Consider the following 13,897-nt stretch of genomic DNA (forward strand, 5'->3'; position numbering starts at 1 on the left):
GGCATTCAGCCACCGAGGCGCAAGCCTAACAGCACTGGAGCCAACGGGGTAGTTGGGCCAACGCCATTGAAACCCAACGACCACGCCCGCATCTAACCACAAGATTTCACTCCGGAGGTTCGATATGTCCCGCAATCCGCTGCTCGAGACCCACACTCTGCCACCTTTTGGCGAGATCCAGCCCGACCAGGTGGTGCCGGCCATCGAGCGGCTGATCGAGGACAACCGGGCCGCCGTCGAGCGACTGGCCGAGCAAGCCAACCAAGCACCACCCAGTTGGGAAAGCCTGGCCGCGCCTCTCGAAACCCTGAACGACCGCTTGTCCCAAGCCTGGTCACCGGTGTCGCATCTCAACGCCACCATGAATTCCGACCCCTTGCGCGAGGCCTACCAGGCCTGTCTGGGCATACTCTCCGAATACAGTACCTGGCTTGGCCAGCATGAAGGCCTGTGTCACGCCTACCAGGCCCTGAAGGACTCACCGGCTTACTCTCGTCTCGATGAAGCGCAACGGCGCAGCGTCGATAACACATTGCGCGATTTCCGCCTGGCCGGTGTCGACCTGCCCGCCGACAAGAAGCGCCGCTATGGTGAAATCCAGGCACGCCTGTCGGAATTGGCCAACACATTCTCCAACCACGTTCTGGATGCTACTCAGGCTTGGCACAAGGATGTCGATGATGCCATGGCTCTCGATGGCCTTCCCCAGAGTGCCCTTGATACCCTCAAGGCCAACGCCGAGGCGAAGGGAATGGAGGGGTATCGCATCACCCTGGACTTCCCCAGTTTTTTCCCAGTGGTGAGCTTTGCCCACGACCGTGAGTTGCGCCGCGAGGTATACACTGCCTTCGTCACACGTGCTTCCGATCAAGGACCGGGCACTGGAGAATACGACAACGCCTCCATCATCGAGGAAACCCTCCGATTACGTCGTGAACTGAGCAACCTGCTGGGCTTCGACACCTATGGCGACTACTCTTTAGCCACCAAGATGGCCGAATCTCCCCGCGAAGTACTTGACTTCCTCGAGGATCTCGCACATCGGGCCTTCCCCCAAGCTCAGCAGGAGTTCGCCGAGCTTACCGACTACGCTCGTCAGGAATTAGGACTCGAAACCCTCGAGCCATGGGACGTGGGCTACGCAAGTGAAAAGCTGCGCGAAGCCCGTTATTCGATTTCCCAAGAACTGCTACGCCCTTATTTTCCTGCACCTAGGGTGATTGATGGACTGTTCCGAGTCGTCGAGACGCTCTATGGCGTACAGTTCGAAGAGGACGACAGCGCTCCGCGTTATCATCCGGACGTGCGTTTCTTCCGTATTACCGAACATGACGAGCCCATCGCCGGTTTCTATCTCGACCTTTACGCGCGGGAAGGCAAGCGAGGCGGTGCCTGGATGGACGAATGCCGGGTCCGCCGAGCCCGCGAGGACGGCAGCCTGCAATTGCCGGTCGCTTACTTGACCTGTAACTTCACACGACCGGTGGGCAACAAACCCGCCCTGCTGACTCATGACGAGGTCACCACCCTGTTTCATGAATTCGGCCACGGTCTGCACCATATGCTGACCAAGCAACAGGTCGCCGACGTTTCCGGTATCAACGGTGTCGCTTGGGATGCCGTCGAGCTGCCCAGCCAGTTCATGGAGAACTTCTGTTGGGAGCGCGAGGGGCTGGACCTGATCACTGGGCACGTCGACACAGGTGCCAAGCTGCCTGACGACCTGCTAGAGCGTCTCCAGGCGGCCAAGAATTTCCAATCGGCCATGGGCATGGTGCGCCAGTTGGAATTCTCGATGTTCGACTTCCGGCTGCATCATGAGCTGGCCGCTCCGTCCGCCACTGACGTCCAGGCTCTGCTCGACAGTGTCCGCGACGCTGTCTCGGTAGTCCCCAGGGCCAGTTTCAACCGCTTCCAGAATAGTTTCAGCCATATCTTCGCCGGTGGTTATGCAGCGGGTTATTACAGCTACAAGTGGGCCGAGGTATTGTCTGCCGATGCCTATAGCGCCTTCGAGGAAGCTGGAATCTTCGACCCCGAAACCGGCGCGCGCTTTCGTCGCGAGATTCTCGAGCAAGGCGGGGCCCGTGATGCTGCCGACCTGTTCCGGGCCTTCCGTGGTCGCGATCCCAGCGTCGAGCCCTTGTTGCGCCATAGCGGTATTCGTGCCGCCTGAGAATGCACTGAACAGATCGACGGAAGAAATGGGAGGAGGCCCCCAGCAATGGCAATATCCAAACGCTTCATCGCCGGCGCCGTCTGCCCACGCTGCGCCGCCATGGATCGCGTTCGCACGTGGGAGCAGAACGGGATTCGCTATCGTGATTGCGTCAACTGCGATTTTTTCGAACAGCTCCCCATCGAGGAGGAGGCCGCTTCTGAGTTGGCAACTCGGGTCAATCGTCCACGTGAAGAGCAGAAGCGCGATGAGCTGCAGACGGTGAAGATTCTCGACCCCAAACCCTCATCCCGCGACACATGACCCATCCACTCCTTCGGTACATTTCCTGACAAGAGCAGGAAAAGTGCCTCCTCCCTTCAGCACCAAGGAATGTGCGGAAATCCGCACACTTCTTGGTGCATGAATGTGCGAACTCCCAGACAACTCCCGCCTCACACTCTTCGACTTTAGTGGAAATAGGGTTTCTTAATTCTCTGTTTTGACTATGTTTTTATAGTTAACGGCATGATCATTGCCGTTAGAGAAGAGCCAGACATACGTCATTCAATGATAACGAACTAGAGGGAATCGCATGTCAGCTATCAACTGCCGTTCTGCCTTGCCACGTGTCGCCAGTGTTCTGATCTCCGGCGCTTGCGTTGGTGGCCTTCTGATGGCTTCTGCCGCGCACGCCGACCGCTCAGAGTGGCCGCAGAGCTTTACCATGGGCACCGCCAGTCAGGGTGGTACCTACTTCGTTTACGGTTCCGGCTGGGCCAACCTGATCGCCGACGAGCTTGGCTTGTCTGGTGGTGGTGAAGTCACCGGTGGCCCGACCCAGAACCTCGCGCTGGTGCACAGTGGTGAAATCGCCTTCGGCATGACCACCATGGGCCCGGCAACCGACGCCATGAACGGGGAAAGCCCGTTGGCCCCAGGTGTCGTCATGGACAATGTCTGCGCCATGTTCCCGATGTACGAGACACCGTTCTCGATCGCGGCGCTTTCCAGCTCGGGCATTACCTCCATCTCCGAGATCCCCGATGGCGCACGCATTGGGTTCGGTCCGGCTGGTTCGACTTCCGATACCTACTTCCCGGCGATTCTCGAGGAACTGGGTGTGAACTTCGAACGACGCAACGGTGGCTGGAACGACTTGGGTGGCCAGCTCCAGGACGGACTGCTCGATGTCATCGCCTTCGCCGCTGGTATCCCGATCCCGGCCGTCAGCCAGCTCGAGGTACAGACCGACGTCAACATCATCGAGTTCACCGAGGAAGAGCAACAACAAGCCATCGACGCCTTCCCGGTATCGGAGTTCTCAATTCCGGCCAGCACCTATACCACCCTCGAGGATGACGCTCGTGCTGTCTCGATGTGGAACTTCGCCATCGCCGGTTGCGACCTGCCGGAAGACTTCGTCTACGAAGCCACGCGCATCACCATGGAAAACAATGATCGGATGCGCGAGATCCACCGTAGCGCCGCCACCACCATCCCGGAGAACGTGGTTCACAACAAGGTGATCCCTTTCCACCCCGGCGCCGCTCGCTGGTTTAACGAGAACGGCTACGAAATCGACGAAGCCATGATCCGCTAAACTATTCAATACCCCATGACAAGGGTCGGTGCCTACAACATCGGGCACCGACTCTCGAGTGGGCCCTATCGCTTGACTCTCAAGGGTAACTTCTCATGGGCAACACCCCCGATAAACGACCCGAGGCCCAGGCCGACAGTGCTCTCGACAAGACACCCGAGACCATTGCGCAGGGTGTCGACGAAGAAGTGGTGGAAGGCAATCGCCGACTGTTCTCCGGTTGGATGTGGTGGCTATTCAGCGCCCTGGCCATCGTCTATTCCAGCTTTCACCTGATGTCACTGAATGTCTATCCGCTAGAAACCTGGTCGTTTCGTATCATTCATATCTGTGGGGCGTTGATCCTAGGCTACGGCTTCTATACCGGTGCCCGTTTCGTCGCCGAAGGCGAACGGCCAGCAGCACCCTGGATGCGCTGGCTGAGCTATGCCCTGCTGATTCCAGCACTCTATTCCTTGCTCCAGGTCTTCTTGATGTGGCGTGAGATCAGCGGTGGCGCCATGCGCATCGCACCGAATGTCGAGACCTGGCATTTCGGGCTACCTCTGATTGCAGTTTCAGCCGCCGCTATCGTGCTGTCTTGGGTCTATCGGCAAACTCGTGAGCGAGTGAGTCCTCCCGAGTTGGTACTGATGGTCTGCGCCCTGGCCAGCGCCGGCTATTTCCTGGTCATCTACAACACACCATTGCGCATGTCGACCGGCACCACGTTCGCCCCGATGGGAATCTCCTATGCGGCCATCGCGGGAACGTTGCTGATTCTCGAACTGACCCGTCGCGTGGCTGGCCTGGCACTGGTGATCATCTCGCTGATATTCCTGCTATATGTCTTTGCCGGCCCTTACTTGCCGGGATTCCTGGGCTATCCAGGGCTATCGGTCGGACGCTTCTTCAGCCAAGTCTATACCGATGCCGGTATTCTCGGCCCAACCACTGCCGTTTCGTCGACCTACATCATTCTGTTCATCATTTTCGCTGCCTTCCTGCAAGCCTCCAAGGTCGGCGACTACTTCGTCAACTTTGCTTTCGCTGCCGCCGGTCGCGCACGTGGTGGCCCCGCCAAGGTGGCCATTTTCGCCTCCGGACTAATGGGCATGATCAATGGCACCAGCGCCGGCAACGTGGTGTCCACCGGCTCGCTGACCATTCCGCTGATGAAGAAGGTCGGCTATCCAAGCCGCAGTGCCGGTGCCATCGAGGCGGCCGCTTCCACCGGTGGGCAAATCATGCCTCCGATCATGGGCGCCGGGGCCTTCATCATGGCCGAAATCACCGGGATCCCCTATACCGAGATCGCCGTCGCAGCGCTGATTCCGGCGATCCTGTACTTCGCGTCGGTCTACTTCATGGTCGACTTCGAAGCCGCACGCAAGGGCATGCGCGGTATGCGTGGCGACGAGATTCCACGCTTCTCGCGCCTGATCAAGCAAGTCTACCTGTTCGCCCCGATCGTGATTCTGATCGCGGCACTGTTCATGGGCTACTCAGTGATTCGTGCTGGAACCCTGGCCACTGCCTCAGCGGCCGTGGTGAGCTGGCTATCGCCGCACAAGATGGGGATTCCCTCGATCCTCCGGGCACTCCAGCTGGCCGGCACCATGTCGATCCAGATCATCGCCGTTTGTGCCTGCGCCGGGATCATCGTCGGCGTGATTTCTCTGACCGGGGTCGGTGCGCGCTTCTCGTCACTGTTGCTTGGCCTGGCCGGGTTCAGCCAGTTACTGGCACTATTCTTCGCCATGTGTATCAGCATCCTACTGGGAATGGGCATGCCGACCACGGCCGCTTACGCGGTAGCCGCCTCTGTCGTTGCACCAGGGCTTATCAACATCGGCATCGAGCCGCTGATTGCTCACTTCTTCGTGTTCTATTTTGCGGTGGTATCGGCCATTACCCCGCCAGTGGCCCTGGCCTCCTATGCGGCAGCCGGCATCTCCGGGGCCAATGCCATGCAGACCTCGGTGACCTCGTTCAAGATCGGCCTGGCGGCCTTTATCGTGCCGTTCATGTTCTTCTACAGCCCGGCGATGCTGATGGAAGGCAGTGGCTTACAGATCCTGCGCGTGGGCGTGACCGCGACACTCGGCATCGTGATGCTGGCAGCGGCGGTACAGGCCTGGTTCTTCGGGCCGATCAAGGCCATAGTGCGGCTGATACTGCTGGTGGGTGCCGTGTGCATGATCTACGGAGGCATCTACTCCGACTTGGCCGGACTGGCGGTTGGTATCGCCATCTTCCTGCTGCAACGGCGTCTGCCACTAGGTGGGGACAAGATATCAGTGAAGTCCTGAACGTCCCCCACGACGTAAAAACCCGCCGCCACGTTCATAGTGGCGGCGGGTTTCCTTTATTGGCACATCGGGTTTAGAGGTTCACCGTCCCACAGACCATGCGGCTACCGCCGCCGCCCAATGCCTTGGGATCATCGGAATAGTTGTCGCCCCCTTCATGGATCATCAGGCTGTGTCCATCGAGATCGTCGACACTCATGCGTGGCGCCAGCACCGGCGTTGTTGCTTCTCCTTCCTCATTCACCACCAGTACCGGTAAGTCGCCCAAGTGGCCCTCGCCATAGGGCCCTTCATGACTGCCAGTCTCTTCGGGGTCGAAATGGCCACCAGCGGCCTTAGCGGCGGTCATCTCACCCGAGTCGCCCTCGGCCGGCTCGCAGTTAGGGTTTTCATGTACGTGAAACCCATGTGCGCCAGGCGTTAGATCACTCAGTTTCGGGGTCAACAGCAGGCCATATTCACTGTCTTCCAGAACAACGGAGCCGATCTTATCTCCAACTCCTTCGGCACTGACCTTGTGAATATCGATCTCATGGCCTTCGTTGGCTTGACTGAAAGCTGCCAGCAGAAGGGATGTGGTAGCGACTCCCAGGACAATACTAATCCGCTTCATGCGTCTCTCCTTTCCTGATTCCATGGATGCAGAATCAGCCTAGACGCTCACTGGCGAGGCAGCCAAGCCCCTTTTACTCAAGAGAGATTATCAAGCACCTTGAGCGTGGCCTCGGCCTGGTTAAGAGTATAGAAGTGCAGTCCCGGGGCCCCACCCTCGATCAATTGCTGGCACAGTCGAGAGACCACTTCCTCGCCAAAGGCTCGGATCGACTCGCTATCATCCCCATACGCTTCGAGCTGCTTGCGCATCCAGCGAGGGATGTCGGCACCGCATGCATCGGAGAAACGCGCCAACTTGGTGTAGTTGGTGATCGGCATGATGCCAGGAACGACCGGCACCTCGACACCGAGGTGCCTTACCCGATCGACGAAGTGAAAGTAAGCTTCAGCATTGAAGAAGTACTGAGTAATGGCGAGATTGGCCCCAGCCTTGACCTTGCGTGCGAAGTTCTCCAAGTCCTTCTCGAAGCTCGGTGCTTGAGGGTGTGATTCGGGATAGCCGGCCACCGCAATCTCGAAATGGTCACCGGTTTCCTCACGGATGAACTCGACCAATTCATTGGCATAACGCAGCTCACCGATGCCACCCATACCCGATGGCAAATCACCCCGCAGCGCCACCAGACTACTGATTTCGTCGTTACGATACTGGGCCAGCAATTCGCGCAATTCACCTTTGTCGCTACCGATGCAGGACAGGTGTGGCGCCGTTTCAATACCGCATTCACGTACTGCCTTGACGGTCTGGGTGGTACGCGCTTGAGTAGACCCACCGGCACCATAGGTCACCGAGAAGAAACGTGGCTTGCGCTCGGCCAGGGCATCGCGTACGCCCATCAGTTTCTCCCGCCCGGCATCGGTACTAGGCGGAAAGAATTCAAAACTGATGTCCAACGAATGCTCTTGTAAACTCATCGAATCAACCCTCTTCGGTCGCCCTGGAAAACGACTCTCGTATTCGGTATTTTCATCTTCAGGCTCGTTGCCAGCGCCGGAACTGTCACCACAGGCGCCGGCCAGCCTCGGTTATGGTCGCATTGTGCCGACTTCACTGGGCGCCGACCAATGAAAGTTTCGTCATCTTGTATCGATTTCAATCATATAAGAAAACGCTGCAATAGAACTAGCGGTACTAAGCCTCTTCCTCTCGGGGCGCTCTGTGTGGCCAGCGCAACCTACCACTGCCAACGAGCATTCCCAGGGTGATCAGCACAGCCGCCGTCGCTAGTCCAGATGTCGGCTCGGCGTAACCGCTGACGATCAGTACCAGAGTCGACAACAGCGGGGTGAAGTAAGCCAGGAACCCCAATAAGCGCAGATCGCCGCGCTTGACTCCCACATCCCAGGTAAAGAAGGCACTGCCTACTGGCCCTACGCCCAGGCCAACCACGCCTAACCAGCCAACTCCTTGGGGCCATACGGTCGTTTCGAAAAGTAGATGACACAGCATCGCCAATAGTGCCGTCACCAAGCAAAAACCACCGACCGCTGCAGTAGGCACGTCACGGACCGCTCGAGACAGTACCGAATAGCCGCTCCACACGAAGGCACAAGCCAAGGCTGACGCATAGCCAAGCAGACTGCCGCCGGCATCCACATCACCGCCCACCAGCAACGCCGCTCCGGAGAACCCCAGCACGGCACCGACGACATGACTTAATCTCAGCCGCTCACCGGGCAACAAGGCAACGAAGAGCACGATCAGCAGGGGCCATAAATAGCTGATCAACCCGGCGTTGGCCGGTGGTGCATTCTGCTGAGCAACGAAATAGAGGGCATGGTAGCCGAATAGTCCGCCGACCCCCAGCGCCCAGACCTTGGGTGGCTGTATGAACGAAGTCGACAGCGAAACCCCGCGCACCATCAACCAGAGCATGAAGCAGCCAAAGGCGATGGCGAAGGCCAGCGCCGTCAACAGAAAAGGCGGCATTGGCCCAGAGAGCTGCGTCAACGATGCCAGTAGCGCCCAGTTGAGCACGGTGGTTGCTCCAATGGCAGTGGCACGGGTAGGCGGTGTAAGCAAGGTGCTATCGGTCATGGCAGTTCCCCGGTCGTGAAAGCAAGCCCAGCTTGCCGATCACCTCCCGTCATGACTTGAACGATTCTGACCTATTTACAGCCGCTTGCAGGAATGCGCAGTCGCTTACTTCATGATCAGGTAGTTTTGGCGGCCCAGCGCTGACAATCAGCGCCGAGACAGGCATGATGGTCGTCTCTATATGCGGAAACACGAATAATGCAATTCGATCTCGGCGCAACCCTGATTGCCCCCTTGTGGATGCTGCTGGCTTTCGTGGGCCTGGGCTGGTTGTGCGCCCGTCGACTGGCCATCGATCCCCGTCCGATCGCAACGCTGCTGATTTATATCATTGCCCCGCTCACCTTCTTTCGCGGCCTGACCCTGGGTGGCCCAACCCCAACCTATCTGCTGCTGACTCTGGGTACCTTCGTTACCGCCAGCCTGGTGTGCCTGCTGGTTCAGCGCTTGATACGCCCCTTCTTTCCTGACCAGGAAGTCGCGCTACTCGCCTTTTCAGGCGGCACTGGCAACACCGGCTACTTCGGGCTGCCCATCGCCATGGTGTTGCTGCCGCCCGAGGGCGTGACCCTGTATCTGTTTTGCCTACTGGGGATCACACTCTATGAATTCACGGTAGGTTTCTATATCAGTGCACGCGGGCAGTTCTCAATGCGCCAGAGTCTGGTCAAGATCTGCCGACTGCCGCTGATCTATGCCTTCCTTGCCGCCCTGCTGACCAGTGGCATGGGGATCTCGATTCCCGGACCAGTGATGAATGCGCTCGATGTCTTCCCCGCCAGCTATACGCTGCTGGGCATGATGATCATCGGTATGACCTTGGGACGTGTGTCGATACGCGAGGTGGACGCGCGCTTCATCGGCACCTGTTTCATAGTGCGCTATGGCCTTTGGCCGCTGCTGGTTGGTGTCAGCGTGCTCGTCCTGCAAGCTAGTGTGGGGATTCCGGGCGAGTTGGCCGTGGCATTGTTGTTGATCGGAGTCGTTCCCATGGCCGCCAATGTGGTGGTGGTCGCCATGGAGCTTTCGATTCGTCCGGAGAAAGGCGCTATCGCTGTACTTTTGACCACACTCGCCGCTCCCCTGCTGATCCCGCTCTATCTGTCGGGGTTGCTGTGGCTCACCGGCATGACATGAGATTCCGCCACTGGCGAGGCGACGCCCCATGATGAGCACGAAAGACGCGCGAGAAATGCGCTGAATCAGCAAAGCCACAAGCTTGCGCAACGTCAGTCAGACTCGCCCGAGTATCGCACATCAGTTGCCTGGCCCGTGCCAAGCGCCGCTCGATCAACCAGGCATGAGGTGCACGACCGGTCAAGGCACGGAACTGTCGCGCAAAGGCTGCTTCAGCCAAATGACAATGTGCCGCCCAATCGCGTACCCGCCATGCTCGCGCCAGATCAGCCTCGACTTCGGGCAGCAAGCGCAACAGACGCAGGCGCGGCTCGCGCGCCTCATTCGATGGCTGCGCCAGTACCTCATTCAGCCACCTCACCACTTCCTGCGTAGAGGCGGCTTCGAGGCACCGGGCACGGTTCAGCAATGTTGGCGATAGCCGGCGTGGACACCTGTCGAACAAGTCCTCCAACTGCAGCGCCTCGCACCACTCGATAGGAAGGTCGAGTACCAGAGCGACGTTGGCACGCGGTGCCAGATAATGGTGCTCGTTGCCTACGCCAATGGAAGCCAGCACACCCGGCTCGACTCGCATGCCTCGCCCACCAATTTCCAATTCGACGCACCCGTCCAGCCCCAGCAGAAGCTGATGAAAGCTATGACGGTCGGTCAACACGCGTTCAGGGTAGGCACGTGTCTCGATGATGGGGTGGGCCAGCACCATGGCAGGTCTCTTGTTAATGGCTTGACGAATGAAGCGGCGGACACCCGCGTGTCCGCCGCTTCAGTTTGGCATAACTTATCGATTGCCGATCATGCCACCTTGGCATCGATCAGCACCTTGCGACCGGATTCCCGCTCAGCCAATCGCTGCACATAGGTTTGGAGGTGCGGTACATCGGCCCAGAGCGGCTTCGCCGGAGGCAGTTTGTAAAGGTAGTCGAGCATCGGCGCCGCGATGACATCGGCGATGGTAAACCGCTCACCGACGAGATATTCCTGTTCACCCAATTGCTCCTCGAGCAATATCAGCATACGCGACACATCTGGTTGCACTTCTTTCACCCTATCCATGCGCACACTGCCGCCCTTACCCTTTGGGAATACGAACTCCAGTAGATAGCGGCGCACCAACGCCTGGTCGACATACAGCGCCAGCACCGCACTCCACTGGTCGACCTGGGCTCGTAGCCATGGGTCGCGGGGTTGCAGTGCCGGACCATCGTGGGTGGCGTCAAGGTAACGGCAGATCGCCGTGGTTTCATACAGCCGGTGGTCGCCATGCAATAACACGGGTACCTTGCCAAAGGGATGCCATTCGAGGTGTCGCTCCCCCTGAAAGTCGATCCGCTTGCCATCGACAGTGGTTCCCAGCGTATAAGGGATTCCCTTCTCTTCGCAGCATAGCTGGACGCTTCGCACGAAATTGCTGAACTGGGGGCCGTAGATATGCACCTGATCACTCATGGCTAACTCCTGATCGTTCATGACTGCTTCCTGAATGCTTATGGACCACTTGACCCTAGCGCCAGGCACGATATGTTCAAGAACATATAGTGGAATCATGTCATCGCTAGGATATCGAGAAAGGGAGAACACCATGCCTTGGAGCGAAACCCACAAGCTCCGCACCCGTGAACGTATCCTGCAGTCGGCGGCCATCCTGTTTACTCGACAGGGATTCGACGGTGTCAGTATCGATGCCGTCATGAAGCATGCCGGGCTTACACGCGGTGCCTTCTATGCCCACTTCACCTCGAAAAGCGAGCTGTACACCCAGGCGATTCGCTTCGCCGCCCGGCACGGAGCGGCCCAACTGAACGCAGAGGAAAACGCCACTGCCAGGATCGAGCGCTATCTCAGCGAGGAACACCTTCGCGAAGATAGTATCCAATGTCCGCTGGCCTGCCTGGTCAGTGATGTTGCTCAGCAGGACAAGCGGGTCAGAGCGACTTATACCCGCTTGCTTGAAGGCTTCGTCGACTACTTCAGTTCGTCTACAGCGCCAGGCAATCCGGCACGCCGCCAGGTTATGCAGCAAGTGGTAACGATGATCGGAGGCATGGCGATTGCGCGAACATTGACCGACGAGGAACTGGCCAACGAGCTACTCGATGCCTGCCGGGAGCTGGCGCTATCGTTGGCACCAGAGGGTGGAAGCAAACGGCCCTGAAACAATGGCACTCAGACGTTGACCAGAACGCCTGGGGATGTGACTGGCGTCGATACGACCTTGGGCTCGATGGCGATCACTTCTCCTTGCCAATCGATCAACCGTAATTGCCCAGTAGAAGTTTCCGCCAACGCCGTGCAATGCTCGACCCAGTCGCCATCATTGCAGTAGAGCACCCCATCGCGCGTACGAAAACCTGCCTTGTGGATATGGCCGCCAATGTAGCCATCAAGTCCCTCACGTGCCGCCTGGTGGAGTGCTGCCTGTTCGAACTGGTCGATGTAGCGCTGCGCAGTACCCACCCGGCGCTTGAGTGCGCCGGCCAGCGACCAATAGGGTAAGCCGAAGACCCTACGCAAACCATTGCACCAACGGTTCAACCGCAGCACGAACTGATGCATGCCGTCGCCCAGCATCAGCAACCAAGGGGCGATACGTACGTGGGTGTCGAACTCGTCACCATGGCTGACCAATAGCTGACGCCCATCGCGAGTTTCATGGATCACGCGTCGCTCGATACTGACATTGTGGATGCGCAGTCCACATAAGCGACGAAAGGCAGCATCGTGGTTGCCAGGAATGTAGATCACCTCGCAGCCACCGCGTGCCAAGCGCAGGATGCGAGCAACCAGTTGCTGTTGCGCCGGCGGTAGCACTGCTCGCTTGCGCATGGCGATCAAATCGACCATGTCACCGACCAGATAGAGCCGTTGAGGACGCACGCGGCGCAACAAGCTGGACAACAGCGATGCCTGACAATCCGGCGTGCCCAGATGGACATCCGAAATGAATAAGGTGCGATAGTCGGATGCGAGGGTTTTGCTAGTGTGCATGGGTCGGCCTCCGCCATGAAAGCGCGTCCAGCATCGCAATCGGCAATGACGACACTATGGCGATACGATGACGTTTCGATGACGACACAGCGTGATCCGCTTGCAGGCACAGCGACCAAGACTAGCCTAGGAATGAAGGCTAACGAACCATGCGAGGCCGCCGACATGATCATCATCCAGCATCGCCTATTGCTGCTTGCAGCACTTTGCCTACTGCTTCTCGGCTATGCACCCTCCGCCGCATTCGCCCATCATGGTTGGAGTTGGACCACCGGCGAAAACATCGAACTTACCGGAACCATCACCGAAGCGAGCCTGGGTAATCCGCATGGCAGGCTCACACTGGATGTCGATGGCACGGCCTGGACCGTGGAGGTGGGCCAACCCTGGCGCAATGAACGGGCGGGGCTCAAGGAGGGCGATCTGGCCGAAGGTGTCGACATCCGTGTACTCGGCGCCCCATCGGCCAACCAGGACGAAAAACGGCTGAAAGCTGTCAGGCTCTGGATCGGCGACAACGAATACACGCTGTATCCCGATCGGGTTTGACCCACGGCGATGGAGGCACTGTTATCGCTGTTCGAGCAGTCATCGCTAGCCCAATGGATGCGGGTCTCGCGCTGGGGTTATGCATCGGTCAATACGCTGCATGTGCTGGGAATTGCCCTGCTAGTAGGCGCCATCGTACCGCTTGATCTACGCCTGCTGGGATGGTGGCGCAACATTTCCCTCGAGCCGTTGGCCCGTTTGCTACAGAGTGCCGCGATCACTGGGTTGCTGCTGGTGCTTGCTACCGGGCCATTGCTATTCATCGGCCGGGCCACCGAATATGCCGCACAGCCGCTATTCCTGATCAAGCTAAGCCTGATCGCTCTGGCGATAACCAACGCTTTGGTACTCAATCTCGGCTCAGGACTGGCAAGCGCCTCAGCATTGCGTCTGCGCATCGCCGGCGGCATTTCCCTGCTGCTGTGGCCAGCCATCGTGATCGCCGGGCGCTTTCTCGGTTTCGTCGCTGACTGAAGGCTCGTCACAGCCATGGACGACCTCTTGTGGCCATCCCATAC

General features: G+C 58.6%; 14 protein-coding genes. 8 read left to right on the plus strand and 6 right to left on the minus strand.

The window, feature by feature from the left end; all coding sequences use genetic code 11:
• Window positions 1–124: 124 nt before the first annotated feature.
• The 4 genes from prlC to L861_RS21360 all read left to right on the plus strand — a co-directional run bounded on the left by prlC (window position 125) and on the right by L861_RS21360 (window position 6,052).
• Window positions 125–2,176, plus strand: coding sequence for an oligopeptidase A (gene prlC / locus L861_RS21345; protein WP_016418743.1), 2,052 nt, complete (start codon window positions 125–127; stop codon window positions 2,174–2,176).
• Window positions 2,177–2,224: 48 nt separating this feature from the next.
• Window positions 2,225–2,482, plus strand: coding sequence for a YheV family putative zinc ribbon protein (locus L861_RS21350; protein WP_016418744.1), 258 nt, complete (start codon window positions 2,225–2,227; stop codon window positions 2,480–2,482).
• A 271-nt stretch (window positions 2,483–2,753) separates the two neighbouring features.
• Window positions 2,754–3,761 carry a TAXI family TRAP transporter solute-binding subunit gene (locus tag L861_RS21355; RefSeq protein ID WP_016418745.1) on the plus strand — a complete coding sequence of 336 codons (1,008 nt, stop codon included), beginning with the start codon at window positions 2,754–2,756 and terminating at the stop codon, window positions 3,759–3,761.
• Between the two features lie 95 nt (window positions 3,762–3,856).
• The gene (locus tag L861_RS21360; RefSeq protein ID WP_016418746.1) at window positions 3,857–6,052 is read left to right on the plus strand and encodes a TRAP transporter permease; all 2,196 of its coding nucleotides are present in this window, start codon (window positions 3,857–3,859) and stop codon (window positions 6,050–6,052) included.
• Window positions 6,053–6,125: 73 nt separating this feature from the next.
• Here the strand turns inward: L861_RS21360 and sodC are convergent, their stop codons facing one another.
• The 3 genes from sodC to yddG all read right to left on the minus strand — a co-directional run bounded on the left by sodC (window position 6,126) and on the right by yddG (window position 8,705).
• Complete coding sequence (gene sodC, locus L861_RS21365) at window positions 6,126–6,665, minus strand: superoxide dismutase family protein (protein WP_016418747.1); 540 nt, start codon at window positions 6,663–6,665, stop codon at window positions 6,126–6,128.
• A gap of 77 nt (window positions 6,666–6,742) precedes the next feature.
• The gene (gene metF / locus L861_RS21370) at window positions 6,743–7,582 is read right to left on the minus strand and encodes a methylenetetrahydrofolate reductase [NAD(P)H] (RefSeq protein WP_016418748.1); all 840 of its coding nucleotides are present in this window, start codon (window positions 7,580–7,582) and stop codon (window positions 6,743–6,745) included.
• 217 nt (window positions 7,583–7,799) lie between these two features.
• Window positions 7,800–8,705, minus strand: coding sequence for an aromatic amino acid exporter YddG (yddG, locus tag L861_RS21375; protein WP_016418749.1), 906 nt, complete (start codon window positions 8,703–8,705; stop codon window positions 7,800–7,802).
• A 198-nt stretch (window positions 8,706–8,903) separates the two neighbouring features.
• Between yddG and L861_RS21380 the strand changes: the two genes are divergently transcribed.
• Window positions 8,904–9,842, plus strand: coding sequence for an AEC family transporter (locus tag L861_RS21380; protein WP_016418750.1), 939 nt, complete (start codon window positions 8,904–8,906; stop codon window positions 9,840–9,842).
• On the opposite strand, the gene L861_RS21385 is transcribed toward L861_RS21380, so the two are convergent.
• Window positions 9,826–10,548 (minus strand): helix-turn-helix transcriptional regulator, encoded by a 723-nt coding sequence (locus L861_RS21385; protein ID WP_016418751.1) that lies wholly within the window; start codon window positions 10,546–10,548, stop codon window positions 9,826–9,828. The two genes, L861_RS21380 and L861_RS21385, sit on opposite strands and share 17 nt — an antisense overlap.
• Window positions 10,549–10,637: 89 nt before the next feature.
• Complete coding sequence (locus tag L861_RS21390; protein ID WP_027947963.1) at window positions 10,638–11,291, minus strand: glutathione S-transferase family protein; 654 nt, start codon at window positions 11,289–11,291, stop codon at window positions 10,638–10,640.
• A 133-nt stretch (window positions 11,292–11,424) separates the two neighbouring features.
• Here L861_RS21390 and L861_RS21395 point away from each other — a divergent pair, with 133 nt between their 5' ends.
• Window positions 11,425–11,997, plus strand: coding sequence for a TetR/AcrR family transcriptional regulator (locus tag L861_RS21395; protein ID WP_016418753.1), 573 nt, complete (start codon window positions 11,425–11,427; stop codon window positions 11,995–11,997).
• A gap of 11 nt (window positions 11,998–12,008) precedes the next feature.
• On the opposite strand, the gene L861_RS21400 is transcribed toward L861_RS21395, so the two are convergent.
• Window positions 12,009–12,830, minus strand: coding sequence for a UDP-2,3-diacylglucosamine diphosphatase (locus L861_RS21400; RefSeq protein ID WP_016418754.1), 822 nt, complete (start codon window positions 12,828–12,830; stop codon window positions 12,009–12,011).
• 78 nt (window positions 12,831–12,908) lie between these two features.
• On the opposite strand from L861_RS21400, the gene L861_RS21405 reads away from it, so the two are divergent.
• Together L861_RS21405 and L861_RS21410 are read left to right on the plus strand one after the other, a co-directional pair.
• Window positions 12,909–13,379: a DUF6152 family protein gene (locus L861_RS21405; RefSeq protein WP_236617190.1), complete on the plus strand. Its 471-nt coding sequence runs from the start codon at window positions 12,909–12,911 to the stop codon at window positions 13,377–13,379.
• A 9-nt stretch (window positions 13,380–13,388) separates the two neighbouring features.
• A complete protein-coding gene (locus L861_RS21410; protein ID WP_016418756.1) occupies window positions 13,389–13,853 on the plus strand; it encodes a hypothetical protein in 465 nt (154 codons plus the stop codon).
• Window positions 13,854–13,897 lie beyond the last annotated feature (44 nt).

The sequence above is a fragment of the Litchfieldella anticariensis FP35 = DSM 16096 genome, from assembly GCF_000409775.1.
Lineage (GTDB): Bacteria > Pseudomonadota > Gammaproteobacteria > Pseudomonadales > Halomonadaceae > Litchfieldella > Litchfieldella anticariensis.